This window comes from Acidaminococcus timonensis, assembly GCF_900106585.1.
Lineage (GTDB): Bacteria > Bacillota > Negativicutes > Acidaminococcales > Acidaminococcaceae > Acidaminococcus > Acidaminococcus timonensis.
In genome coordinates this window covers 283992-307702 of the sequence record NZ_FNWH01000006.1, presented here as the reverse complement: position 1 = coordinate 307702, position 23711 = coordinate 283992, and the positions used below count along the sequence as shown (strand labels likewise).

The following is a 23711-nucleotide window of genomic DNA, read 5'->3' as shown; positions in this document are numbered from 1 at the left end:
TCATTTTTGTAACATCATAGTTTTTCGAAGGAAACGAGGGGTTTTTATGTCAAAGGTTAATTTAGACTGGGATAACCTGGGTTTCGCTTACCAACCCACTTCCCAACGGTATGTGGCAAATTACAAAGACGGCAAATGGGGAAAAGGCGGTCTGACCGATGATGCCAATGTGGTACTGAACGAATGTGCCGGCGTCCTGCAATACTGCCAGGAAGTTTTTGAAGGCCTGAAGGCCTATAAAACCAAAGATGGCCGTACGGTCACCTTCCGTCCGGATCAGAACGCAAAACGGATGATCGACTCCGCCAAACGACTGGAAATGCCGCCGGTTTCCGAAGAAATGTTCATGGAAGCCGTAGACGAAGTGGTCCGCGCCAACAAGGACTGGATTCCTCCTTTTGAAAGCGGCGGTGCTCTGTATCTGCGTCCGTATCTGTTTGCCACTGGCCCGGTCATTGGCGTAAAACCTTCTGATGAATACCAGTTCCGTCTGTTTGGCACTCCTGTAGGCAACTACTTCAAGAACGGTGCCAAACCCATCACCATCTGTGTATCCGATTTCGACCGTGCGGCACCCCGGGGCACCGGCCACATCAAAGCCGGCCTGAACTATGCCATGAGCCTGCATGCCTACATCACCGCCCACAAGAACGGTTTCGATGAAAACATGTACCTGGATCCGGCAACCCGCACCTACGTGGAAGAAACCGGCGGCGCCAACTTCATGTTCGTGAAGAAAGACGGCACCCTGGTCACTCCGAAATCCGATTCCATCCTGCCCTCCATCACCCGCCGTTCCATCATCACCATCGCTACGGATATGCTGGGCATGAAAGTGGAACATCGTCCGGTGAAATTTTCTGAAGTCGCTGATTTCGCTGAAGCCGGTCTGTGCGGAACCGCTGCCGTGATCTGCCCTGTGGGCAAGATCGTAGACCATGGCAAGGAAATCTGCCTGCCCAGTGGCATGGATGAAATGGGCCCTGTGCTGACCAAACTGTACAAGACCCTGAGAGGCATCCAGATGGGCGAAATCGAAGGTCCGGAAGGCTGGATCCACGAAGTCAAATAAGTTCCATACCCAAAAGACTGTCGCTTGCGCGGCAGTCTTTTTTGATTCCAATAAATTAGTCAACAAAAAAGTGCCGCCCCAACAGGCGACACTTTTTTGCTTATTTTCGCAGTGCTTCTCGGGCAGCACGCTGCTCGGCTTCTTTTTTGGTTCTTCCCCGGCCTCTGCCCTGCTCCTGCCCATTTACCAGCACGCGCATCACAAAGGTCCGGTTATGGCTGGGGCCTTCTGCAGAGACCAGTTCATACTGAATATCCGCCGGGCCATCTTTCTGTGCCATTTCCTGCAGTCGGGTCTTATAATCCCGGTCCACGCCATCGGCCGTCAGTTCCGGAATCCGCCGGATCAGCAGACGATCAAGCAGCTGGGTGGCTTTGGCGAATCCCTGGTCCAGATAATAGGCTCCCAGGACGCTTTCAAAAGCATCCGCCAGGATGGAGGGATTTTCCTCCCCGTCCAGATTGATCTCGCCCTTCCCCAACAGCAGGTGCTCTCCCAAATGGTATTCCTCAGACAGCTGGGCCAGGGTCTCCTCGCATACCAGGAAGGCCCGCAGCTTGGACAACTCGCCTTCGTCCATTTTGGGATAATGTTTGTAGATATAGGTGCTGACCACCAGGCTGAGCACCGAATCTCCCAGGAACTCCAGCCGCTGATTGTGCTGGGGGCGGGGATTCCGTTTGGACTCATAGGCATAGGACGTATGGGTCAATGCCATATCCAGCAGGTGCCAGTCATTCATGGTCATATCCAGGCTGTGACAGAGCCCTTCCAGCTCTTTTTGCCGTTGTTCCTCCATCACAGGACCCTTAGTCTTCGTACTTTTTGAAGCACAGGATGGCATTGTGACCACCAAAGCCAAAGTTATTGGACAGTGCCACCTTCACATCGGCTTTCCGGGCCACATTGGGTACATAGTCCAGATCCATGCCTTCTTCCACATCCACATCTTCGTAGTTGATGGTGGGAGGAATCATGCCGTTCTTGATGGTCAGGATGGTAGCAACAGCTTCCACGCCGCCAGCACCGCCCAGCAGATGGCCGGTCATGGATTTGATGGAGCTGATGGGCACCTGTTTGGCCCGTTCTCCAAATACCCGCTTGCAGCAGTTGGTTTCGTTCAGGTCATTGCGGTGGGTGCTGGTCCCATGGGCATTTACATAGTCCACGTCATCGGGAGTCAGGCCGGCGTCTTTGATGGCCATCTCCATGCATTTCACCTGCATATCCCCTTCCGGATCCGGAGCGGTGATATGGTAGGCGTCACTGTTGTGGCCGTAGCCAACCAGTTCTGCATAGATATGGGCCCCACGCTTTTTGGCGTGTTCCAGTTCTTCCACTACAATCAGGCCGCAACCTTCGCCCATGACAAAGCCACTGCGCTTCTTGTCGAAGGGGCAGGACGCTTTTTCCGGAACCTCATTGTTCCGGCTCAGGGCCTTCATGTTGTCGAAACCGGCCACAGCAATGGGAGAAATGGCCGCTTCCGTACCACCGGCAATCATCACATCGGCATCGCCGTACTGGATGGTCCGCAGGGCTTCCCCGATGCAGTCAGAGCCCGTGGAGCAAGCAGTGACAATGGCCGTGTTGGGTCCTTTCACCCCCAGGTCGATGGCAATCTGGGCAGCAGGCATATTGGGGATTTCCATGGGAATGAAGAACGGGCTGATCCGGCCCGGTCCTTTTTCGTTCAGTTTCGTGGCTGCATCCAGGAACGTATGGATACCGCCGATCCCGGTGCCTACGCACACACCGATCCGGTCCACATCTTCTTTGGCCAGATCCAGTTCTGCATCGGCCACAGCCATCTTGCCGGCTGCCACGGCGAACTGGGTCACCCGGTCCATCCGCTTGCCTTCTTTCCGGTCGCCATAATCGGCGAAATCGAAGCCTTTCACTTCGCCGGCAATCTTGCAGTTAAAATCCGTCGTATCAAATTGGGTAATCAGGCCAATGCCGGATTTCCCTGCCATCAGGCTTTTCCAAAATTCATCTTTGCCGATACCGATGGGCGTAATCGCACTGAGGCCGGTCACTACCACTCTACGTTTCAACAGGATCACCTCGTCTTAATTTTTATCCAGATCTTCCTTGATTCGTCTAAAGATTTCATGAACCGGAAGGATTTCTTTAATTTTCCACATATTGGCGCCGGTAAACACCAGACCTGTCTCCAGATCGCCCTGCTGGGCCCGGGTCAGTGCCCGGATGATACAGAAGCTGCGGGAGCAGTGCTTCAGGCAGCTGTCACAGGTGGTGGGCTTCAGCGGATGGCCTTCCAGCACCGCTTTGGAAAACGGTGTCAGGACGGCACGGCCCTTGAACCCTACCGGACTATCTATTTGCACCACATCGTCTGCGGTCATTTTCAGATAGAATTGTTTTAACATCGGAGCACCGTTGGATTCCTCGCTGGCAGCAAACCGGCTGCCCATCTGGACCCCACTGGCCCCCATTTTTAACAGCTCTGCCACGTCATTGCCGTCGACAGCGCCCCCTGCTGCAATCACAGGGATTTTGACAACCGAAAGGATTTCCGGCAGAATATCTTTAATGGAACGCTGGGTCCCCAAATGGCCCCCTGCTTCAGTCCCTTCCACCACAACGGCAGAAGCACCGAGCCGTTCCGCAATTTTTGCCAATTTGGCATAGGATACAATGGGCACAATGGGTACACCATATTCTTTGCCCACCGCAAACATATCTCTGGAAAAGCCAGCCCCGGCCACAATCAAATCGACTTTCTCCTGGGCTGCAGTTGTAATCAGCCCCTTAAATTCCCGGGCGGCCACCATGGCATTGATGCCGATCATTCCCTTGCCGTTGGATAATTTCCGGGCAAGACGGATTTCTTTGCGCAGCTGATCGAAGGGCAGACCAGAAGCAGCGATCAGACCCACACCGCCTTCATTGGCCACCGAAGCTGCCAAACGCGCCGTGGACAAGCGTATAGCCATACCGCCCTGGACGATAGGCATTGTTGCTACTTTTTCACCAATCTTCAGCACTGGCACTTTCAACAAAAATCCCCCATTTCAGATCATAAGATCAAGGATAAAGTTCGGAAAGCCCCTGATAGCAGGGACCTTCCGAAATAATGGGATTATTTACCTTCTTTATCCAACAGTTCAACTGCGTCTCTTACAGTGCGGATCTTTTCAGCCACATCGTCGGGGATTTCAGTGTTGAATTCCTCTTCGAAAGCCATGATCAGTTCCACAATGTCCAGAGAGTCAGCTCCCAAGTCATCGATAAACGTAGAGTCCATCTTTACGTCTTCCGGAGCAACGCTCAGTTGGTCAACGGTGATAGCCTTTACTTTTTCAAAAGTGCTTTGTTCGCTCATTTCGATTCACCTCCTTCTCCATCTCTATAATGATACTACATTACCATGCCACCGTCCACATTTAAAACCTGGCCGGTTATATAAGCAGCTTCATCGGACACAAGGAATAAAACTGCATTGGCAACATCTTCAGGCTGGCCGGCCCGTCCCAGAGGGATGCTTCTGGCCATTTCTGCCTTCTGGTCGTCCGTCAGGACTTTGGTCATGTCCGTGGCGATGAACCCGGGGGCCACTGCGTTGACAGTGATCCCGCGAGAGGCCACTTCCTTGGCCAGGCTCTTGGTGAAACCGATGACACCCGCCTTGGCGGCTGCATAGTTGGCCTGGCCGGCATTGCCCATTTCCCCTACAACGGAGGCCATATTTACGATCCGCCCGCTCTTTTGCTTCATCATGGTGCGCATGACAGCTTTGGAGCAGTTGAATACGCCTTTCAAATTGGTTTCCAGCACCGCATCCCAATCCGCTTCTTTCATGCGCATCAGGAGGCCGTCCCGGGTAATCCCCGCATTATTGATCAGGATATCCAGACGTCCCAGTTCTTTCACCACCTGGTTCACAAGAGCCTGGACACCGTCGGTATCAGCAACACTGCCCTGGACCAGCATGGCTTTGCGGCCCAGTTTTTCGATGGCAGCTTTCACTTCTTCAGCGGCTGCCGTATTACCGGCATAATTGATGGCCACATCAGCACCGTTTTCTGCCAGTTTCAAGGCTACGGCACGGCCGATGCCCCGGGAACCGCCAGTAACCAGTGCCACTTTCCCGACTAAAGTCATTTTATCTGACCTCCTTTAAATACGCAAGGGTTTTTTCCAGGCTGGCCAGGTCTTCCACATTCTGGCCTGTGAAGGAGCGGTCGATCTTCTTCACAAAACCGGTGAGCACCCGGCCCGGTCCCACTTCGATGAAGGTATCCACACCGTCGGCGATCATGTTCCGTACGCTGGTTTCCCATTGTACCGGGCTGGCAGCCTGTTTCACCAGCACGTCGCGGATCTCCTCGCCCCTGGTTTCCGGTTTGGCCGTTACGTTGGCATAGACCGGGATCTTGGCGTCAGCCACTTCAATGCTGTCCAGGACTTCCTTCAGACGGTCAGCAGCCGGCTGCATCAGGGTGCTGTGGAAAGGTGCACTGACCGGCAGCAGGATGGCCCGTTTGGCCCCGGCTTCCTTCATGGCATCGCAGGCCTTTTGTACCGCTTCCGTGGCACCGGCGATGACCACCTGACCCGGGCAGTTGAAGTTCACAGCCTGGCAGGCTTTCCCCGTTTCCTTTTCCACGTCGGCGCAGATTTCTCTGATCTTGTCCGTAGCCAGGGCAATGATGGCGGCCATGGCTCCCTGCCCTACCGGTACGGCTTCCTGCATGAACTGGCCTCTCTTGCGCACCGTACGCACTGCGTCAGCGAATTTCAGGCTGCCGGCGCAGACCAGGGCAGAATATTCACCCAGGCTGTGACCGGCGGCCACAGCAGGGAACACCCCGTTTTCGTTCAGCACCTTCATGGCTGCAATGCTGCAGGTCAGGATGGCGGGCTGGGTGTTATAGGTCAGCCGCAGCTGCTCTTCCGGCCCTTTGAAGCACAGATCCGTCATGGAAAAGCCCAGTGCTTCATCAGCTTCTTTGAATACATCACGGACGCAGGCATAATTATCGTACAGTTCCTTCATCATGCCCACTTTTTGGGACCCCTGTCCCGGGAACACAAAAGCAATCTTGCTCATGCTCTGGCCTCCTCATCTTTTTGCCATTTCACTACCAGGGAACCATAGGTCAGGCCGGCACCGAAGCCCACCATCACCACGTTCTCTCCTTTATTTAGCCGTCCCTCATCCCGTGCCTGGCACAGAGCGATGGGAATGGAGGCTGCTGACGTATTGGCATATTTTTCCAGATTCACGAAAATCTTATCTGTCGAAAGCTTCAGCCGTTTGGCCGCGGAATCGATGATCCGCTGGTTGGCCTGATGGGGGATCAGCAGGTCGATGTCTTCCTTGCCCATCCCGATCTTGTCCAAGGCGCTGAGCACGCTGCGGCCCATGACCTTCACGGCAAATTTGAATACTTCCTTACCCACCATGTGGATGCAGTGTTCTTTGGCTTCCACTGTTTCGAGGGAAGCAGGTTTGCGGGAACCTCCGGCCGGCATGTTCAGGAACTTGCCACCGGCTCCGTCAGCCCCCAGGTCCACGGACAGGATGCCGTAGCCTTCTTCTACAGGACCCAGCACTGCTGCGCCGGCCCCGTCGCCGAACAGGATACAGGTGTTTCGATCCTGCCAGTTCAGGATCCGGGACAGGGTTTCCGCCCCTACCACCAGCACGTGCTTGTACAGCCCGCTGACAATGGTCTGGCTGGCGATACCGCAGGCATACACAAAACCGGAACAGCCGGCAGCCAGATCAAAGGCCGCCGCATGGCTGGCACCCAGTTTATCCTGCAGCATGCAGGCTACGGAGGGGAACTTCATATCCGGGGATTCTGTTCCCACCACGATCAGGTCCAGATCCTCCCCCTTGAGCCCGGCATCTTCCAGGGCCCGCTGGGCGGCGATGAAGGCCAGATCAGAGGTAGCCTGTTCCGGTGCAGCGATATGCCGTTCCCGGATCCCCGTGCGTTCCACGATCCATTGATCGCTGGTATCCACCATTTTTTCCAAATCGAAATTGGTCAGTACTTTTTCCGGCACATAGTAGCCCAGTCCCAGAAATCCGACCGCTGGTTTATTCATTTACAGTTCACCACTTTCTTCGTCGTGCATGATTTCTTTGCGGATCCGGCCCACAACATCCTTCTCCGTCAGTTCAATGGCAACCCGCAGGGCACTCTTGATGGACTTGGCCTTGGAATTGCCGTGGCAGATGATGAAGGGAGCCCGTACGCCCAACAGCAGCGCACCGCCGTATTCCGATACATCGATCTGCTTCTGCATCTTCATGAGAGCCGGCTTCAGCAGCAGAGCTCCCACTTTCGCCAGGATCCCGCTGTTCAGCAGGGTCTTTTTCAGGATCTGCATCACAGCTGCGGCCAGACCTTCCATGGTCTTGAGCACCACATTGCCTACGAAGCCATCGCAGACCACCACGTCCACAGTCCCTGCATTGATGTCCCGGCCTTCCACATTGCCAATGAAGTGGATGTGGGGATCTTTCTTGAGCAACGGGTAGGTGGCCAGGCACTGTTCATTCCCCTTGGTCTCCTCTTCGCCGATATTCAAAAGACCCACCCGGGGCTGGGGGATGCCCAGCTGGAGTTCCGCGTACACGGACCCCATGATGGCATTCTGCACCAGCTGTTCCGGTTTGGCGTCCACCTTGGCACCGGAGTCCACCAGAACGGTGGCTCCCGTCATGCTGGGGATCACCGTGGCAATGGCCGGCCGCTCGATGCCTTTGATCCGGCCCAGTCCGAACAGGGCAGAGGCCACAGCAGCCCCTGTACTCCCCGAAGAGACCAGTGCATCACATTCTTTTTCCCGAAGCAGATGAGTGGCCACCACAATGGAGGCATCTTTTTTCTTCATGACGCTGATGCCCGGGTGGTCCTTCATCTCGATGACCTGGCTGGCGTGATGGATGGTGATCCTGGGGTTGTTCTCCTGGTGTTCTCTGGCCAGTTCCCTGCGGATCACCTCCTGGTCCCCTACCAGGACCACTTCGCATCCGTATTCTGCGACTGCCTGAAGCACGCCTTTGATGATTTCAACCGGGCCATAGTCAGTTCCCATTACATCAACTGCGATTTTCATCTACTTGGCTCCTTTGTTCCGGTATGGCGACAATCAGGAATTTAGCCCGGAATACTTCCCGGTGGTTGTTCCTGATTTTCACCCAGATTGTATATTTATCCTCCTGTTTCCGGACCACTTCAGCCCGGGCCACCAGTACGGCGCCCACAGAAACAGGGATCTTATATTTCACATTGGCAACGCCCGTCAGGGCTGCCGGTGCGTCGATGACCGCCAGGGCCAGGGAATTGGCCTGGGCGAACATATACTGTCCCCGGCAGACGCCGGTCCGCTGCAGCACCATTTCCTGGTCCACCGTCATCATGGAGATGCCGCTGACCCCGATTTCCAGGTCGATCAGTTCTCCTACGATTTCCTCGCTGGCAATGGCTTTCAGCTTTTCCTGGGCGTCCTCCGCCATATGGCGGGTCCGTTCCCGCACCTCCGGGATTCCCAGGGCCAGGCGATCCAGCCGTATGGTCTGGATGCTCACCTGGAATGTTTCTGCCAGATGTTCGTCGGTCAGGAAGGGATTCCGTTCCAGAAGCTGCTGCAGCTTCTGTTGCCTTGCTTTTTTCTGTCCTGCAGAACCCATTCTACCACCTACTTTTATCACCTAGTCATAATACTAAGGTCTATTATACCAGAAAGTGGGTAAAACACAATAGGATGGGCTGTTTTTGTATCACAATTTACAGGTTGTTCATAGATTATTTTCCAAATACCGCTTCGAAGTCCTGGCAGAATTTCTCGATGCCGGTACGGGTCAGAGGATGCTGGACCATCTGCATAAGGACCTTAAAGGGTACGGTGGCGATGTCCGCTCCCAGTTTGGCACACTCCAGTACATGCATGGGATGGCGCACAGAAGCACAGATGATTTTGGTGGTGATGTCAGGATAGTTCCTGAAGATGGTGACGATTTCCTTGATCAGCCGGGAGCCATCGGTGGAAATATCATCCAGCCGTCCCAGGAACGGAGATACATAGGTGGCACCGGCCCGGGCTGCCAGCAGGGCCTGGGTGGCAGAAAACACCAGGGTCACATTGGTCTTGATGCCTTCAGAAGACAGGATCTTCACGGCTTTCAGTCCTTCCACCGTCATGGGGATCTTCACCACCATATTGGGATGGATCTGGGAGATGATGCGGCCTTCGATGCACATATCCCGGGCCAGGGTGGTGCTGGCCTTCACTTCGCCGGAAATGGGGCCGTCCACGATTTTGGCGATTTCCCGCAGGGTTTCCTCGTAGTCCTTCCCTTCTTTGGCAATCAGGGAGGGATTGGTGGTCACGCCGCTGATGATACCCATGGCGGCTGCTTCCCGGATTTCATCCAGGTTGGCTGTATCAATGAAGAATTTCATTTGCACTCTCTCCTAACTGTAGGGATTATAGTCGTTCTATCTTTTTATTATAAGCCAATTTGCAGGATTTAGGAACAGGGAAACAATGACATAGAAAAAGAGGAGCTGCCCTCTGGGGCAACTCCTCTGCAGACATTCCGGTCAGACCGTTCAGCCTTATTCTTCTTCCGTCTTTACGACTTCCTTACCATCGTAGTAGCCGCATTCAGGGCATACATGGTGAGGGCGCTTCATTTCGTGGCACTGCGGGCATTCCACCAGGCCAGGAGCACTCAGTTTCCAGTTGGCACGACGGGAATCCCGGCGGGCTTTGGACATTTTTCTCTTCGGTACTGCCATATTCGTACACCTCCTACACTTCGCTATTTCTCCAACAAGGCTTTCAGAGCTTCCAACCTTGGGTCGATGGACCGGGTATCGCAGTGACAATCTGTCACATTGCGATCGGCTCCACAGACCGGGCAGATTCCCTTGCAGTCCGGTTTGCACAGGACTCTCGCCGGAATAGCCAGCAGAAGGGATTCTCTTAAAGCATCCGTAACATCCACCACATCAAACTGATAGGTAAAAGCATCCTCTTCCAGACCTGCTGTGCCTTCGGGATAATACCGTTCCTCCACATGGGCCGTCAGGTCCATACGCACGTCTTTCAGACAGCGGGCACAGGTGCCGTGGCAAACGAATTTTTCCTCAGCCTGCAGCAGGAGCACATCGCCCCCGTTGGAAATCGTCCCTTTCACTTCGATGTTCCCCTCCAGGGGTGCATCTTCCGGCAAAAGGTCCAACTGTGCGGGAGTCAGAGTGTATTGGAACGATTCTGACCCTGTCAGTCTTTTTTTGATTTCTGCTACATTGATCTTAATCATATTATCAACCGTTACATTATATCGATGAAACCGGCCTTTGTCAAGCAAAAGCCCAAATCATCTTATTTGCTGCACAGTCTCAGGGTATCTTGGGCAATGGCCAGTTCTTCGTTGGTGGGGATCAGGAACACCTTCACCTTGGAGTCAGCAGCGCTGATTTCGGTGGCTTTGCCGCGAACGTTGTTCCGTTCAGCGTCCAGTTTCACACCCAGGAATTCCAGGCCTTCGCAGACCTGCTGACGGGTATGGATGTCGTTTTCACCCACGCCGGCGGTGAAGACGATGGCATCGACGCCGCCCATGGCAGCTGCATAAGCACCGATGTAGCGTTTTACCTGATAGCAGAACATATCCAGGGCCAGTTTGGCTCTTTCGTTGCCTTTGGCAGCCGCATCTTCCAGATCACGGAAGTCGCTGGAAACGCCGGAAACACCCAGAACGCCGCATTCTTTGTTCATGTACTTGTCAACACCGGCAGCATCCAGGCCTTTCTTCTGCATCAGCACAGGAACCACAGCCGGATCGATGGAACCGGTACGGGTGCCCATCAGCACGCCGTCCAGCGGAGTGAAGCCCATGGAAGTATCCACGGATTTGCCGCCGTCAACAGCGGTGATGCTGGAGCCATTGCCCAGATGGCAGGTGATGATCTTCGTATCTTTGATGTCTTTGCCCAGCATGGCGGCAGCTACACCGGAAACATATTTGTGGGAAGTCCCATGGAAACCGTATTTGCGGATGCCATAGTCCTTGTATTCTTCGTATTTCACGCCGAACATGTATGCCACAGGAGGCATGGTTTGATGGAAGGCGGTATCGAATACGGCAACTTGCGGAGTACCGGGCATGACTTCCTGGCAGGCACGGATCCCGGCCAGGTTGGCAGGCTGATGCAGGGGAGCCATATCGCTCAGGGCTTCGATCTGTTTCAGTACTTCGTCGGTGATCACTACGGACTGGTTGAAGATTTCGCCGCCATGCACCACACGATGGCCAACGGCACCGATTTCATCCATGGATTTGATGACGCCATAGTTGGGGTCTACCAGAGCAGCCAGCACCTTCTTGATGCCGTCCACATGGTTGGGGATGGAGCTTTCCAGACGGACTTTGTCTTTGCCGGCAGGGGTATGGGTCAGCACGGAGCCTTCGATACCGATCCGTTCAACCAGACCTTTGGCGATGACAGATTCATCGGCCATATCGATCAGCTGATACTTAATGGAAGAGCTGCCGCAGTTTACAACAAAAATCTTCATTACATTGCCTCCTGATGATCTACTGATTTTAAACCAGTATTATGCTTATGCTATAATACTAATATATGTTAGCAAAGATTCACGGATTTGTAAAATAAATTTTTTAAGGAGTATCCCATGGATTTCTGTTCTGTTGTGGGCATCGTGGCCGAATACAATCCCTTTCACCGGGGGCACCGGTATCAGCTGGATCAGGTGCGGCAGGCCCTGGGTCCTGTTCCCGTGGTGGCCGTCATGAGCGGCAGCCTGACCCAGCGGGGGCAGCTTCCTCTGTGGGACAAATGGCAGCGGACCGTCCTGGCTCTGTTGGGTGGGGTGGATCTGATACTGGAGCTGCCGGTGACCGGATCCCTGCAAAGTGCCCAGGGGTTCGCCCGGACCGGGACAGCCCTCCTCTCGGCCACCGGGGTTGTTACCCACCTGAGCTTCGGATGCGAAGCAGAGAACCCGGAACCATTGGTCCAGCTTGCCCGGGAGCGCTTCACACCGGAAGCATGGCAGCAGGCCCTGAGCCGGGGTCTTTCCTATGCAAAAGCCGCCCAGGAACTGGCCGTCCGCCGGAACCCGGCCTATGGGGTACTGTTTTCCGGATCCAACAACCTGCTGGCCCTGGAATATCTGAAAGCCCTGGAAGACTTTCCCCGGCTCTCTCCCCTCCCCATCCACCGTTCCGGCACTGCCTATGGGGACACCACCCTGGAAAAAGGACAGTTGCCCAGTGCCACCGCCCTGCGCCGGGAAATCCTGGAGCACGGAATGACTGAGGCAGTCAGGACCGGGCTGGTGGAAGAGGAAGTACCACGGTTCCGGCAGTACCTGAAGGACCGGGAACCGGGGTTCCAGGCCCGTCAACTGGATGCCCTGCTCAGCTGGACCCTGGAAACGGCCACCCCAAGGGATATCGCTGCCCGGACCCAGGTTTCTGAAGGACTGGAGGAGCGGATCTGGAAGAACCGCCGGTCCGGCAGTTCCCGGCAGCTGGTGGAGGCCTGCAGCACAAAGCGCTATCCGGCTTCCCGGATCCGGCGCCTGCTGTGGCAGTGGCTGCTGTCATCGGAAGAAATCCCCTTTGCCTCGGCGGCCAGTGCACCCCCCCAGTATATCCGGGTGCTGGGGTTCAACGAAACCGGCCGGCAGCTGCTGAAAGCCATGAAGAAGCGGGCCACCCTGCCGCTGCTCACCACCATCCAGAAGGATACCCTGAAGAAGGCCCCCGCTCCTGTCTTCCGCCAGCAGCTCACCCTGGACCTGAGGGCCCAGGACCTGTACGAGCTGCTGACAGAGGAGCGGATCACGGGGAAGGATTATAAGGAAAGGCCAGTCATGGTATCTAAAAAGATACCATGATACATATAAGTTCCTACTGTACAATTTTTCGGGAACAGGCTATCATGAAACCATCAACCAACAGGAGGTATTTGCATGAAATTCCATTTTGCCCACAACAACTTCAACGTCCTGGATCTGGAGAAAAGCCTGCAGTTCTACAAGGATGCCCTGGACTTCCACGTCGCAAAGAAATTCGAAGGCCCCGGCTTCACCCTGGCCTATCTGTCCGATGGCGGCATCACGCCCCATCTGCTGGAGCTGACCTGGCTCCACGACCGGAAGGAACCCTACAACCTGGGGGATAACGAATTCCATCTGGCCGTCAAAGTGGACGATTTCGAAGCTGCCCATACCAGACACAAGGAAATGGGTTGTATCTGCTACGAAAACCCGGCCATGGGCATCTACTTCATCAGTGATCCGGATGGGTACTGGATTGAAGTGCTGCCGGAAAACAAATAAAAAGAAGGGATGCGGATTTTTCCGCATCCCTTCTTTTTTCTCTGTCACTGTGCTCTCGCCAGCGATCCTTATTTCTTTTCTTCGTCGTTGCCGCCGGCATTCAGCTGGTGATCCGCATCGTAGGAAGATTTCAGGGCATTGCTGTTGTCCTTGACAGCGCTCAGGGTCTTGGTCAGGTTTTCTTCCAGGTAGTTGAACACGTCCATGGCATACTGCATGGATTCGCTGTGCAGTTTTTCGGCATAGGCATCGGCAGCAGCCCGCATATCCCGGTCGTATTGCTGGGTGGTGGCGATGATGCCATTGGCTTTTTCTTCGGCCGCTTTCACCACTTCTTCCTGGCGCACCAGGCGATCGGCTTCTGCCTTGGCCAGGTCCACGATCCGGCCACCCTCGGCATGGGCCTGTTCCACGATATGGTCGGCTTCTGCCCGGGACTTGTCGATGATATTCTTCTGTTCTTCCAGGAGGTCATGGGCCCGTTTCACTTCCAGGGGCACGGCGGCTCTCAGTTTATCCATGACCATAGTGATTTCGTTTTCGTCGATCATCACTTTGTTGACAAAAGGCACTCTCCAGCCATCCGACAGGATGCTTTCCATTTCATCCAAGATCTTATCTAATTCCATGACCATCGTTCCTTCCTTTTTGTATTCCGTCACTGCTTACGGGCTTTTGCCTTCTGCATCACCGTCTCCCGGATGCAGTCCGGCACGAAGCCGGCGATATCGCCGCCAAAATAGACCATTTCCCGCACTCCGGAGGAGCTCAGATAGGAATATTTGGCATTGGTCATGATGAACACCGTTTCCAGCTGTTCATCGATTTCTTTCATCAGCAGGGCCCGCTGGAATTCGTATTCGAAATCCGTAAATGCCCGCAGCCCGCGCACGATGAATCTGGCCCCTTCCTGCTCGCAGAATTCATTGAGCAGCCCGGAAAAACAGGTAACCCGCACATTGGGGATATGGGCGGTGGCTTTCCGGATCATGGCGACCCTCTCCTCCATGGAGAACATGGCCTTGTCCTTGGCCGGATTGACGAACACACTGACAATCAGTTCATCAAACATCTTGCTGGCCCGTTCAAAAATATCAAGATGTCCCATGGTAACCGGGTCGAAGCTACCCGGACATACAGCTTTACGCACGTTGAACCTCCAAGAGAAGCAGATTTGCTACGTATCATTATAACAAAAACAAATCAGCTTTTCCACAGTATTAAAGAGATTTTCGTATCCCCATACTTTTCAGAACGGATTTCCAGGCCCTGGGGCATATACTCCCGTGGGTCCTCCAGCAGGGAATGTTCCAGCACCAGCAGGCCCCCCTCCTTCAGTACCGGCCATTTTCCCAGGGCTTCCACCACCTTCTGGTTCAGCCCCTTGTCGTAGGGCGGGTCCGAAAAGATGATGTCGAACTGACGCTTCTGCTGGGCCATCATGGCCAGTCCATTCACCGCATCTGTGTGGATCAGGGTCACCGCATCCCCTGCCCGGGCCTTTTCCACATTGGCCCTGACCAGTTTCAGGCTTTCCCGGCTCTTGTCGAAGTAGAACACCTTTTCAGCGCCCCGGCTCCAGGCTTCCAGCCCCAGGTTGCCCGTACCTGCAAAGGCATCCAGCACCGTACTGCCCGGAATGCGGCTCTGGATGATGTTGAACAGGGCTTCCTTCACCCGGTCCGCCGTGGGCCGCACCAGATAATTCTTCGGGGTCACCAGCTTCAGTCCTCTGGCTTTTCCCGTAATGATTCGCATACACAAAACCTCTTCCGTAGTTTATAATAGATTATTATATCATAAAAGAAAGGAGCCCCTGCTGTGAAAAAGAGTCCTCTCGCCGCCCTTGCCGCACTTTGCATGGCTGCAGGTGTATTGTATCATACTCTGTCTCCCAAAGGGGCTGTTTTTTCGCCAGACACCGTGCCCACAGCCGAGAAGTGGGCCCTGCTGCCCCTGGACAATCGTCCCCCCTGCCGGGATTTCACCCAGGAGCTGGGCCGGCTGGGAGGCATCCGCTTCACGGCCCCTCCCGATGAGATCATGGACTGGTACGACGTACCCGCCAGGGTTCCCCAGATAAAAACCTGGCTGGACCAGCAGCTGCCCGGGCAGAACGGAGTGCTCCTTTCCACAGACCTGCTGCTGTTCGGTGGTCTGCTCCACTCCCGGATGGAACCGGTGACGGACCAGAAAGCCGGAGATTTCTTCACGTACCTGCAGGATCTGAAGGAACAGTATCCGGATAAGCAGTACTACCTGTATTCCGTCATTCCCCGCCTGCTGATCAGCAGCAACGTGCTTCCTGACCGGTGGTATCAGTGGCAGCTCATGACCTGGACCATCAACATGGACAAGAAAATCCGGGGGCTTCCCTACGATCATGACCTGTACGAAGAAATGAAGGCCACCATCCCCATGGATCTGAAGTGGAAGTACATCACCCTGTACCGGGACAACGACCGGTTCAACCAGGAACTGGTCCAGTTCGTGACAGAGCAGAACCTGACAGACCTGGTGATCGGGCAGGACGATGCCCATCCCTACGGCCTGCCCAACTACAACCGGCTGAACGCAGCTGCCTATCCCAGGGCCTATGACCTGCACCCGCCCATCTACACCTCCCAGGGAGCCGATGAACTGGGTGCCCTGGCCGCCGCCCGGATCTACAGCCGGCGCACCGGGTACCGTCCCAGGATCAAAGTATTGTACGGCAGCGACGAGATGAAGGACTACACCCTGCATTTCGTTCCTCTGACCCTGGAACAGATTGCCAAAGAAAAGATTAATCTGGCCAATGGAGAGGAAACAGATTCCCTGGAAGGGGCGGATTTTCTCCTGTTCATCCACTGCGGCAGCGAAAAGCAGGAAGATTATACGGCCATCGCCCGGCGCATCAAAGGACTGATGGAAAAGAAACCGGTCGCCCTGGTAGACCTTTCCACACGGTTCGCCGCCGGTGATTGCATCCTGCCCCATCTCATGGCCAACGGGACCCCCATCCCCCGGCTGCTCAGCTATTCGGGGTGGAATACGGCCAGCAACGCCATCGGCACGGCTGTAGCCCAGGGAACCATCGTCAGCGGCCAGGCAAAAAGACTGCCAAAGAAACAGCTGCCAGCCCTGTACAGCGCCAATTTCAAGTTCAACTACGCAAGATTCCTGGATGACTGGGCCTACCAGAAACTGGTGCGGCCCCATATGGCGGAACTGCAGGATCTGAACGGTGTGGATCCGGAAAAAGGCGGTGCCTACCCTGTGGCAGCCACCTGCTACCTGTCCCGGGAGCTGGGGGTCTACCAGCAGGCCTTCATCTGGTATTGCCGGCAATTCCCCTACTACCAGGACGGGCAGTACGCCTACTACCTGCGAGATACACAATTCGTGGTGAACCTGCCCTGGGAGCGCCCCTTTGAGATCCGTCTGAAGATTTTGCCGGAATTTGGCAGGGAAGCCTTGACAAAAGGACAATAAGCCGCTATAATTACATACGTTGTCGGGGCGTAGCGCAGTTTGGTAGCGCGCTTGGTTCGGGACTAAGAGGCCGCAGGTTCGAATCCTGTCGCCCCGACCAACTTGAAAAATGGGAGGACTGTCTGCGGGCAGTCCTTTTTTGTATATCCTGACAATCACAGTATCCCTTTACTGTCTTGCAACTGATTTTACACACCACCCCGTCCCATCCCATAGTTAGATCAGGATTAACCGCCTAGCCTGGAAGCTTGGGGCGGTTAATTTCTTTTTTGCAAAAGAAGTACCAGGACGATTCACAAAAATAAAGTGAGAGTTGTTTCGTTCATGGCCCTCACCAGAACGCCAGGTTCCAACCACACAAAAAGAGAGTGTGAAAAAATCACACTCTCTTTTTCAGTGGCTGGTGGATAGCGAGTCGTGGTTGGAAAAGAATTTTTTTCATGCAGGGCAGGTCTGTAAGCGGGTCAATCAAAGCGATCGACATACCGCACGTGGGTTGCGTAGGGATGACCCGTCAGGGGCATCCGTTCCCAGGTCTGAAAGCAGGTCGATCAGAGCAATCGATTCCTATGTCAAGGCTTTCCCTTTGGCGGCCAGAATCCGACCGTTTACGTATTCTCCCACACCTCCGGCCAATGTTCCGGTTGCGATCTTTCCGCCTGCCAGGGAACTGAGCAGCCCTCCGAAAATGCTGTGGGCCAGGATCTTTTCATCACTGCCTTCCTGCCAGCCTTTCCGTGCGGCCAGTTCATGGATGGCCCGGTTCCCCACTTTGCTCAGTTCGCTCACCAGTTCCTGCTTTTCCTGGACTTTCTCCTTGTTAAAGATGGTCGCCAGTTTCTGGAGGCTGTTTTTCGTATCCCGGTTCAGCTGACTAATGTTAGCATTTTTAACCAGGCCAAGCGCAATCTGTTATTTAAAAGAAGTTTCCAAAATATTTTAATATTATATATATTGTTAATGCGACATTGTTAAGGCCGGACTATAATTGACCTAAAGGGCCGGAAAAAAATGACCCACCTCATACCAAAGTGGATTACCATAATAATAAGCGACCAAACTTGTTAGGAGGTAGTCCAAATGATAGGAAGTGGGCTTATTATGATAATACGCGATAGTGCAAGAAAAGGCAAGAGCGCATATGCTATCGGTAAAGAGCAGAATATTTCCAAGAATACGGCCAAGAAGTATATGCAAGTGGCTACTCTGCCGGAGCAACCTCATAAGCGCGGTTCCATTCTGGATCCCTTTAAGCCGCAGGTCAACCAGATGATGCACGATGGCATATTCAACTGCGTCGTCATCCTGGAGACCTTGCAACAGATGGGTTACACCGGTGGGAAGACCATCATCAAGGATTATGTCCACGTTTTTCGTCCGCCAAAGACCATCCCGGCTGTGCCACGGTATGAAACCGAGCCCGGCAGACAAGCCCAGATGGATTGGGGAATCTGCCAATATTTGGGCACAGATGGCGAATTCCATAAAGTTCCGGCTTTCGTCATGACCCTGGGATACTCCAGGGCCAGGTACGTGGAATTCACAAAGCGGTGTGACCTCAAAAGCCTGGAACGCTGCATCCTGAACGCTTTCGAATATTTCGGCGGAGTTCCTGATGTTGTGCTGACAGACAACATGAAGACAGTTGTCCTGAAACACGAGGCCGGTAAGACCATCTTCCTTCCCGCTTTCGAAAGTTTCTGTGCCGATATGGGCTTCAAGCCTTCCACCTGTAAGGTACGCCGGCCTCAGACGAAAGGGAAGGTGGAACGTTCTGTCCGTTATCTCAAGGAGAATTTCCTGCCTGGAAGACGTTTCACCAATCTGTACGACCTGAACCGTCAGGCTCTTCAATGGTGCCAGCATGTGAACGGCAAGAAGCATGGGACTACAGGGAAAATCCCTCTGCAGGAATTGGCGGCCGAGCATTTGAACCCGCTCCCGCCTCAGGAACTGCGTAACCGTTACCGCTGGGAAGATCGGCGGATTTCCAAAGATGGATTCGTCAGTTTCGATGGTCATCTCTATGGTATAGATTGGCATTACAGCGGCAGAGAAGCCCGGGTCCGGCTGTACCAGAACCATGTACAGGTATTCGTAGATAACCTTCCTGTGGCAGATATACCGCTCTCTGAAGTAAAGGGATATTATGTTCCGCAGCAGGCGCAATACAGCGGATTGGAGGCAAAGGAAGGCATTGCTTACCCTCGAACGGCAGGAATCCAGATGAAAGAGGATGTGGTGAAACGACCTCTAGCCCTTTACGACAGGCTGATGGAGGTGGTATCCAATGCTTGAAGTGGAGCATGCCAGGCAGCTCCTGGCTGAATTCAATATGCCGGAGGCAGCCTGCCAGCTGGATGCCCTTCTGGAAACGGCCGCTGCAAAAGACTCGACTTTTATTTCGTTTCTCGACCAGCTCCTGAGCTTTCAACAGAAGGAACGAACTGAGAAAGCCATCCGGAAAAGGATGAAAGCTGCGCGGATCCCGGCCGTGAAGACCCTGGAGGAATTCGATTTTTCGTTCCAGCCCAGCCTGAATCCGAAACAGCTCCAGGAACTGCGTACACTTGCTTTTGTGGAACGAGGTGAAAATCTGATCCTGCTGGGCCCGCCGGGGGTCGGCAAGACGCACCTGGCCACCGCGTTTGCGGTAGAAACCCTGCACCACGGCAAAACCGCATACTTCATTACGCTAGCCCATCTTATTGAAGATCTGGAAAAGCGTCGGGAAAAAAGGCTGTTGTCCAGGCGCTGCAAATTTTACGCCCGGCCAGATGTCCTGGTGATAGATGAAGTTGGCTATATGCAGCTGAGCCGGCAGCAGGCAGAATTGCTGTTCCAGATTGTCTGTGCCCGCTACGAGCGGGGCACCATAATTATGACCAGCAACAAGTATTTCAGTGACTGGGGTGAACTCATGAGCGATTCAGTGATTGCGACTGCTATCCTGGACCGATTGCTGTACCATGCTCATGTGATAAATATTAGAGGTGAGAGTTACCGGCTGAAAGATCGTCTGCGTGCAGGTTTGAATCCGGCCGTCCCCCAGCCCGGCCTTGGGAAAACCGGCTTTAAGGACTTCCGGCCCTAAGGCAGAAAAAGCATTGAATTTACCGTTTTATTGGGTCACTTTTAACCGGCCAAATGGGTCAAATTGAACCCGGCCTTGACAACATAAACTTTAATCATAGCCGATTTTACTTTTTTTTGTTTTTTTTTACCAAGATTTTTACTTTCAGTCCACCCCAAGATAAGAAAAAGGACAACTACTACACGTGTTAGATAATGATAAATAATTTCATATTGTTCCAAATTGGTAATCATTGTTAGCATCGGGCTGAAATAGCCATATTTCATCGGGCTAAAACAACCAATTCTCATCGGATTAAAAAAACCAACGCATCAGTAGTTGATAGTTTAATCCTTAGTTGCAACAACCGGTTTGGGTGTACCGGTTTCAATCGCTATCGTTTCCAGACGCTTTCCGCGATAGCTTTTACCTTTCATCATGAATACCGTTGCATCATCAAAGATGCGGTCTAAAGCACACAGCAAGGAAGAATCTTCGCTGAAGTATTCTCCCCACTTGTTTGGACTCATGTTGCTGGTAAAGATCATAGTATTCGGACCTTCTTTGTTGTACCTTCGATCCACCATATCAAAAAACATCCGTGTTGCCTCTTTGTTGAATACACATCGACCTATCTCATCTATGATAAGACACGATGGCTTAACCAGGCCATTTATGGTCGAACTCTCTCGGCCATATTTCACTGCATCGGTTAATCGCTGATTCAGTTCCGTTGCTTTCATGAAGTAAGTTTTTAACCCATGAAGGCAGCATTCTCTTCCATAAGCCATTGCCAGATGAGTTTTTCCAACACCCTGTGGCCCGATAAATGCCAGATTTCTTCCGGCATTCACAGCCGTTAAAGAAGGAAGATTTTTTAGTGCTTCGACCTGTTTTCCTTTGACCTGAGAAAAATCAAATCCTTTAAAGGTCTTTGGTTCTTTCAATGGAAGACGACTCATCTTTAATAGCGTATTCCTAATGGTTTCTTCCTTTTCAAAACGTAAGTGATCGAATACAAGAGCTATCGCTTCCAGTTGATCTGCGCTCATCGCTTTGGAATCCAGAAGATCCCATAGTCCATTCGTATAAGCACTGATCTTCAGAGATTCGATATCAGCAGTTAATCGTGAAAACACATCATTCATCCCACAGACCCTCCTCAAAGTTAAATTTGGAAAAATCTGAAGCTGGTGTTTTCTCCTCAATCTGCATGATTTTTGATTTCACAGGTACTGAAGGAAACTCTTCAGGCTGGGCAGAAACATACTGATCCTGGCAAAAGCTATCTCTTTTGCTCCATGTCACGTCATGAACAGTGAGGATTCGGCTTAAGTCTTCATCATATATCGTGAGTTCATACTCTCGCCTTTGAACACGACAGATTCGCTTCTGATACCAGTATGGGACTCCAAAACGACGTCCTTCATAGTTCACAAAGCCATCAAAAGAGATCAGACGCGGCGGACAAAGATAAAACATCAGTTCCTGTGTCGGTTCCAGAATACATGCTGACTGCATGCATTCCCGATTATGTTTTTCTTCCGGAACACAATCCACAGCTCGATGATATCGACTGTTTTGGAAACGACACCATGAAAGTGCCTGATAGTTTAACTCGGTTATGTTGCTGAAAACTCGTCCTGGAATAAAGTTGTCTTTGACAAAACGAATCAGTCTCTCCACAGCGCCCTTCGTAAAGGGATGACGAGGTTTACAAAGTTTTGTTTCAAAACCAACCGTTTTCATGAAGTTTTCATAGTCATGCTGCCAGATCGGATGTTTATCCGGATCTCGTCCGATAACAACACTTTTCATGTTGTCTGTCAGAACATACTTCGGAATGCCCATGAGTACAAAAGCATGAATCATTCCGATAAAGAGGTTTTCCTGTTTGGCGTTTGGAAAGAACTCGATATATCGCTCGCCGCAGTGATGACAGATCATCGCAAAACAGGCACAACGATAATGGTTTCCGTCAAAGCATTCAATGTCTATAAATCCCCAGTCCATCTGATAGGCCTCAGCAGCCGCTGTACTATAACGTCTGCCTCGATTACCCTGAGGGGCAACAAGAAGGCGCTTAGGTGGAATCAGATCCTGGTGGTTCTCAATATAGACTCTGACTTGTGTTTGACCACCTGAGTACCCATGCTCCTGTAATCTTTCATAGCAGACAGAAGCATTTGTAACGTTTTTTCTTAAAAGATCATCCAGTAGGCCAGTGTAACCCGACAGAACAGTCGTAGTAGCTCGTTTACCTGTACGAGCATGAGGTTTGATGACAAAACCATCTTTCTTGTAGCGACGAAGTTTAGCACGGGAAAAACCGGTTCTGCGTTCAAGCTCTGCAAGGTTGAGCTTGTTAATATCGAAGTTTTCGCCTTTTTCCGACTTCATATCTTCGATAGCGTGTGATAGAATGATCTGTGGGTCATTGCTATTAGTATCTTTTTTCATAGTTCTCCTTTAAACTGATGCGTTGGGTACCATCAGTTTAGAACAGAAAAGACACTTCGCAATGACTTTTGGCTTTTTTAATTCGATGAAATTTGGCGATTTTAACCCGATATAATTTGGCTGAAATCACCCGATGCTAACATCATAAAAGAAAACGGAGAAAGATAAAACGATAAAAGAAGTTCAGCCAATCCAAGTAAAACAAACATTACTCTCCAGCTAGTTTTTTTATCCTTGGCTTCAAATTTTGCGTAATAAAATGTTCTAAAAGCTCCCAAGAAAAAAAATATACTCATCAACATAGTACAACCTCCAAGGCATAGAATATCTATTCCAACCTTTATAAGATATTGTTGCAGAATCTAATTAAAAGTATTGATGTGAATTTCCCGTTATCATCTTACTCTACAAAAACTTTAATTAGGAAATATAACGACTACGTCCGTTATAAGTACAGCATAACATTATCCATAACGGACGTAAGCACTGATGCTTTATTTAAAATCCTCATAAATTAAATACAAAATATTTCCTGCAACAATCACAGCAACTCAGTGCTTTATGTTACTTTCTAGGATGCAATATGTTTTTTAAATACTCTTCAAGAGGAAAAGTATAATCTAATACAATATCTGTACCAGATATAAACAAAGATTCTCTCATTACTTTATTAATATAATCTATTACTTGATTTATTTCTTTTTCTTCTAATTTTCTTTCATTATTATAAATTGTCGTTATTGCCCCCCAATTGAATTTTCTATGAAATTCCTTATCACTATAACTATATACTTTATCGTTTGAATCCATTCTAAATTGGATTCCACCACAAAATTTCGTATCCATCCTTGTTAAATTTTCTATTACTTTTCCTTTTTCATAATCATCACAAACATGCAGTGACATATTTACTTGAGGTATTCCAATGCCACCTTCTTTCTGTAATTGATTTATCTGTTTTTCTTTATTCCAACACCCCTTTCTAAGAATTATTTTTTGAACATCTGTTCCTTCTCTTTCATCTCCATAAATACTCCAAACCTCCATGGTTTGATCGGTTTTATATTTTATGACTCTAAAAATTTGTTCTAATGTTGTTTTTTCCCCTCTCTCATTTATAGCATAAATATATTCAGGTTCACGAAAATAATACTCAACAAGCGAATAGTACTGTAACATTCTTAGCGGAACTACTGCTAATGATGAATACACTAACGAATGTGCATTGTATTTTTCTTTTTTCTGCAATTCACTGACAATGTTCATTCT

At 51.7% G+C, this 23711-nt stretch carries 27 protein-coding genes and 1 tRNA gene; 7 read left to right on the top strand and 21 right to left on the bottom strand.

Annotated elements, in window-relative coordinates; translation table 11 throughout:
• Positions 1–46 precede the first annotated feature (46 nt).
• Positions 47–1072 carry a branched-chain amino acid aminotransferase gene (locus tag BQ5462_RS05340; protein ID WP_071142369.1) on the top strand — a complete coding sequence of 342 codons (1026 nt, stop codon included), beginning with the start codon at positions 47–49 and terminating at the stop codon, positions 1070–1072.
• A gap of 100 nt (positions 1073–1172) precedes the next feature.
• Here BQ5462_RS05340 and rnc read toward each other — a convergent pair whose 3' ends face one another.
• The 13 genes from rnc to BQ5462_RS05275 all read right to left on the bottom strand — a co-directional run bounded on the left by rnc (position 1173) and on the right by BQ5462_RS05275 (position 11644).
• A complete protein-coding gene (gene rnc / locus BQ5462_RS05335; RefSeq protein WP_071142368.1) occupies positions 1173–1871 on the bottom strand; it encodes a ribonuclease III in 699 nt (232 codons plus the stop codon).
• 10 nt (positions 1872–1881) lie between these two features.
• Positions 1882–3129: a beta-ketoacyl-ACP synthase II gene (gene fabF / locus BQ5462_RS05330; RefSeq protein ID WP_071143313.1), complete on the bottom strand. Its 1248-nt coding sequence runs from the start codon at positions 3127–3129 to the stop codon at positions 1882–1884.
• Positions 3130–3144: 15 nt separating this feature from the next.
• Positions 3145–4095: a nitronate monooxygenase gene (locus BQ5462_RS05325; RefSeq protein ID WP_071142367.1), complete on the bottom strand. Its 951-nt coding sequence runs from the start codon at positions 4093–4095 to the stop codon at positions 3145–3147.
• 83 nt (positions 4096–4178) lie between these two features.
• Positions 4179–4421, bottom strand: coding sequence for an acyl carrier protein (locus BQ5462_RS05320; RefSeq protein ID WP_012938736.1), 243 nt, complete (start codon positions 4419–4421; stop codon positions 4179–4181).
• A 35-nt stretch (positions 4422–4456) separates the two neighbouring features.
• Positions 4457–5200, bottom strand: a complete 744-nt coding sequence (gene fabG, locus BQ5462_RS05315) for a 3-oxoacyl-[acyl-carrier-protein] reductase (protein ID WP_071142366.1) — start codon at positions 5198–5200, stop codon at positions 4457–4459.
• Position 5201: 1 nt separating this feature from the next.
• Positions 5202–6149 carry an ACP S-malonyltransferase gene (gene fabD / locus BQ5462_RS05310; protein ID WP_071142365.1) on the bottom strand — a complete coding sequence of 316 codons (948 nt, stop codon included), beginning with the start codon at positions 6147–6149 and terminating at the stop codon, positions 5202–5204.
• Positions 6146–7156 (bottom strand): beta-ketoacyl-ACP synthase III, encoded by a 1011-nt coding sequence (locus BQ5462_RS05305; RefSeq protein ID WP_071142364.1) that lies wholly within the window; start codon positions 7154–7156, stop codon positions 6146–6148. The genes fabD and BQ5462_RS05305 overlap by 4 nt, the downstream gene beginning before the upstream one ends.
• The gene (gene plsX, locus BQ5462_RS05300) at positions 7157–8173 is read right to left on the bottom strand and encodes a phosphate acyltransferase PlsX (protein WP_071142363.1); all 1017 of its coding nucleotides are present in this window, start codon (positions 8171–8173) and stop codon (positions 7157–7159) included. It lies immediately after the preceding gene.
• The gene (gene fapR, locus BQ5462_RS05295) at positions 8157–8747 is read right to left on the bottom strand and encodes a transcription factor FapR (RefSeq protein ID WP_071142362.1); all 591 of its coding nucleotides are present in this window, start codon (positions 8745–8747) and stop codon (positions 8157–8159) included. Before fapR ends, plsX begins: the two co-directional genes overlap by 17 nt.
• Positions 8748–8862: 115 nt before the next feature.
• Positions 8863–9519 carry a fructose-6-phosphate aldolase gene (gene fsa / locus BQ5462_RS05290; RefSeq protein WP_071142361.1) on the bottom strand — a complete coding sequence of 219 codons (657 nt, stop codon included), beginning with the start codon at positions 9517–9519 and terminating at the stop codon, positions 8863–8865.
• Between the two features lie 156 nt (positions 9520–9675).
• A complete protein-coding gene (rpmF, locus tag BQ5462_RS05285; RefSeq protein WP_071142360.1) occupies positions 9676–9858 on the bottom strand; it encodes a 50S ribosomal protein L32 in 183 nt (60 codons plus the stop codon).
• Between the two features lie 23 nt (positions 9859–9881).
• Positions 9882–10259 carry a YceD family protein gene (locus BQ5462_RS05280; protein WP_235819580.1) on the bottom strand — a complete coding sequence of 126 codons (378 nt, stop codon included), beginning with the start codon at positions 10257–10259 and terminating at the stop codon, positions 9882–9884.
• 188 nt (positions 10260–10447) lie between these two features.
• Positions 10448–11644 (bottom strand): acetate/propionate family kinase, encoded by a 1197-nt coding sequence (locus BQ5462_RS05275; RefSeq protein WP_071142358.1) that lies wholly within the window; start codon positions 11642–11644, stop codon positions 10448–10450.
• Between the two features lie 117 nt (positions 11645–11761).
• Here BQ5462_RS05275 and BQ5462_RS05270 point away from each other — a divergent pair, with 117 nt between their 5' ends.
• A complete protein-coding gene (locus BQ5462_RS05270; RefSeq protein WP_071142357.1) occupies positions 11762–12991 on the top strand; it encodes a tRNA(Met) cytidine acetate ligase in 1230 nt (409 codons plus the stop codon).
• 75 nt (positions 12992–13066) lie between these two features.
• Positions 13067–13435: a VOC family protein gene (locus BQ5462_RS05265; RefSeq protein ID WP_071142356.1), complete on the top strand. Its 369-nt coding sequence runs from the start codon at positions 13067–13069 to the stop codon at positions 13433–13435.
• A gap of 68 nt (positions 13436–13503) precedes the next feature.
• Here BQ5462_RS05265 and BQ5462_RS05260 read toward each other — a convergent pair whose 3' ends face one another.
• From BQ5462_RS05260 to rsmD, 3 genes are read right to left on the bottom strand one after another with little or no spacing between them, the layout of a single operon-like run.
• Positions 13504–14070, bottom strand: a complete 567-nt coding sequence (locus BQ5462_RS05260) for a hypothetical protein (protein ID WP_235819579.1) — start codon at positions 14068–14070, stop codon at positions 13504–13506.
• A gap of 23 nt (positions 14071–14093) precedes the next feature.
• Positions 14094–14585, bottom strand: a complete 492-nt coding sequence (gene coaD / locus BQ5462_RS05255) for a pantetheine-phosphate adenylyltransferase (RefSeq protein ID WP_071142355.1) — start codon at positions 14583–14585, stop codon at positions 14094–14096.
• A 53-nt stretch (positions 14586–14638) separates the two neighbouring features.
• On the bottom strand, positions 14639–15193 hold the full coding sequence (gene rsmD / locus BQ5462_RS05250; RefSeq protein WP_071142354.1) for a 16S rRNA (guanine(966)-N(2))-methyltransferase RsmD: 555 nt from the start codon (positions 15191–15193) through the stop codon (positions 14639–14641).
• 63 nt (positions 15194–15256) lie between these two features.
• Here rsmD and BQ5462_RS05245 point away from each other — a divergent pair, with 63 nt between their 5' ends.
• Both BQ5462_RS05245 and BQ5462_RS05240 read left to right on the top strand, forming a co-directional pair.
• Positions 15257–16909, top strand: coding sequence for a DUF4127 family protein (locus tag BQ5462_RS05245; protein ID WP_071142353.1), 1653 nt, complete (start codon positions 15257–15259; stop codon positions 16907–16909).
• A 23-nt stretch (positions 16910–16932) separates the two neighbouring features.
• Positions 16933–17009: transfer RNA gene (locus BQ5462_RS05240), tRNA-Pro, on the top strand.
• Between the two features lie 467 nt (positions 17010–17476).
• Here BQ5462_RS05240 and BQ5462_RS05235 read toward each other — a convergent pair.
• Positions 17477–17698 (bottom strand): hypothetical protein, encoded by a 222-nt coding sequence (locus BQ5462_RS05235; protein ID WP_071142352.1) that lies wholly within the window; start codon positions 17696–17698, stop codon positions 17477–17479.
• A gap of 312 nt (positions 17699–18010) precedes the next feature.
• Between BQ5462_RS05235 and istA (BQ5462_RS05230) the strand changes: the two genes are divergently transcribed.
• Complete coding sequence (gene istA / locus BQ5462_RS05230; RefSeq protein WP_205407907.1) at positions 18011–19207, top strand: IS21 family transposase; 1197 nt, start codon at positions 18011–18013, stop codon at positions 19205–19207.
• The gene (gene istB / locus BQ5462_RS05225) at positions 19200–20003 is read left to right on the top strand and encodes an IS21-like element helper ATPase IstB (protein WP_071141508.1); all 804 of its coding nucleotides are present in this window, start codon (positions 19200–19202) and stop codon (positions 20001–20003) included. The genes istA (BQ5462_RS05230) and istB overlap by 8 nt, the downstream gene beginning before the upstream one ends.
• A 326-nt stretch (positions 20004–20329) precedes the next feature.
• Here istB and BQ5462_RS05215 read toward each other — a convergent pair whose 3' ends face one another.
• The 4 genes from BQ5462_RS05215 to BQ5462_RS05200 all read right to left on the bottom strand — a co-directional run bounded on the left by BQ5462_RS05215 (position 20330) and on the right by BQ5462_RS05200 (position 23708).
• Positions 20330–21130, bottom strand: coding sequence for an ATP-binding protein (locus BQ5462_RS05215; protein WP_205407931.1), 801 nt, complete (start codon positions 21128–21130; stop codon positions 20330–20332).
• Positions 21123–22442: an IS21 family transposase gene (gene istA, locus BQ5462_RS05210; protein ID WP_071142347.1), complete on the bottom strand. Its 1320-nt coding sequence runs from the start codon at positions 22440–22442 to the stop codon at positions 21123–21125. Before istA (BQ5462_RS05210) ends, BQ5462_RS05215 begins: the two co-directional genes overlap by 8 nt.
• Positions 22443–22543: 101 nt before the next feature.
• Positions 22544–22744: a hypothetical protein gene (locus tag BQ5462_RS05205; protein ID WP_071142350.1), complete on the bottom strand. Its 201-nt coding sequence runs from the start codon at positions 22742–22744 to the stop codon at positions 22544–22546.
• Positions 22745–23006: 262 nt separating this feature from the next.
• Positions 23007–23708 (bottom strand): hypothetical protein, encoded by a 702-nt coding sequence (locus tag BQ5462_RS05200; RefSeq protein ID WP_071142349.1) that lies wholly within the window; start codon positions 23706–23708, stop codon positions 23007–23009.
• Between the last annotated feature and the right edge of the window lie 3 nt (positions 23709–23711).

Coding starts and splice junctions, on each gene's coding strand:
- rpmF (WP_071142360.1), bottom strand. CDS start 9,858: ATGGCAGTACCGAAGAGAAAAATGTCCAAAGCCCGCCGGGATTCCCGT.
- BQ5462_RS05265 (WP_071142356.1), top strand. CDS start 13,067: ATGAAATTCCATTTTGCCCACAACAACTTCAACGTCCTGGATCTGGAG.
- BQ5462_RS05205 (WP_071142350.1), bottom strand. CDS start 22,744: ATGTTGATGAGTATATTTTTTTTCTTGGGAGCTTTTAGAACATTTTAT.
- istA (WP_071142347.1), bottom strand. CDS start 22,442: ATGAAAAAAGATACTAATAGCAATGACCCACAGATCATTCTATCACAC.
- plsX (WP_071142363.1), bottom strand. CDS start 8,173: ATGAAAATCGCAGTTGATGTAATGGGAACTGACTATGGCCCGGTTGAA.
- BQ5462_RS05275 (WP_071142358.1), bottom strand. CDS start 11,644: ATGAAGATTTTTGTTGTAAACTGCGGCAGCTCTTCCATTAAGTATCAG.
- BQ5462_RS05305 (WP_071142364.1), bottom strand. CDS start 7,156: ATGAATAAACCAGCGGTCGGATTTCTGGGACTGGGCTACTATGTGCCG.
- fabG (WP_071142366.1), bottom strand. CDS start 5,200: ATGACTTTAGTCGGGAAAGTGGCACTGGTTACTGGCGGTTCCCGGGGC.
- BQ5462_RS05340 (WP_071142369.1), top strand. CDS start 47: ATGTCAAAGGTTAATTTAGACTGGGATAACCTGGGTTTCGCTTACCAA.
- istA (WP_205407907.1), top strand. CDS start 18,011: ATGATAATACGCGATAGTGCAAGAAAAGGCAAGAGCGCATATGCTATC.
- rsmD (WP_071142354.1), bottom strand. CDS start 15,193: ATGCGAATCATTACGGGAAAAGCCAGAGGACTGAAGCTGGTGACCCCG.
- fsa (WP_071142361.1), bottom strand. CDS start 9,519: ATGAAATTCTTCATTGATACAGCCAACCTGGATGAAATCCGGGAAGCA.
- BQ5462_RS05260 (WP_235819579.1), bottom strand. CDS start 14,070: ATGGTCATGGAATTAGATAAGATCTTGGATGAAATGGAAAGCATCCTG.
- BQ5462_RS05200 (WP_071142349.1), bottom strand. CDS start 23,708: ATGAACATTGTCAGTGAATTGCAGAAAAAAGAAAAATACAATGCACAT.
- BQ5462_RS05215 (WP_205407931.1), bottom strand. CDS start 21,130: ATGAATGATGTGTTTTCACGATTAACTGCTGATATCGAATCTCTGAAG.
- rnc (WP_071142368.1), bottom strand. CDS start 1,871: ATGGAGGAACAACGGCAAAAAGAGCTGGAAGGGCTCTGTCACAGCCTG.
- BQ5462_RS05270 (WP_071142357.1), top strand. CDS start 11,762: ATGGATTTCTGTTCTGTTGTGGGCATCGTGGCCGAATACAATCCCTTT.
- fapR (WP_071142362.1), bottom strand. CDS start 8,747: ATGGGTTCTGCAGGACAGAAAAAAGCAAGGCAACAGAAGCTGCAGCAG.
- BQ5462_RS05320 (WP_012938736.1), bottom strand. CDS start 4,421: ATGAGCGAACAAAGCACTTTTGAAAAAGTAAAGGCTATCACCGTTGAC.
- fabD (WP_071142365.1), bottom strand. CDS start 6,149: ATGAGCAAGATTGCTTTTGTGTTCCCGGGACAGGGGTCCCAAAAAGTG.
- istB (WP_071141508.1), top strand. CDS start 19,200: ATGCTTGAAGTGGAGCATGCCAGGCAGCTCCTGGCTGAATTCAATATG.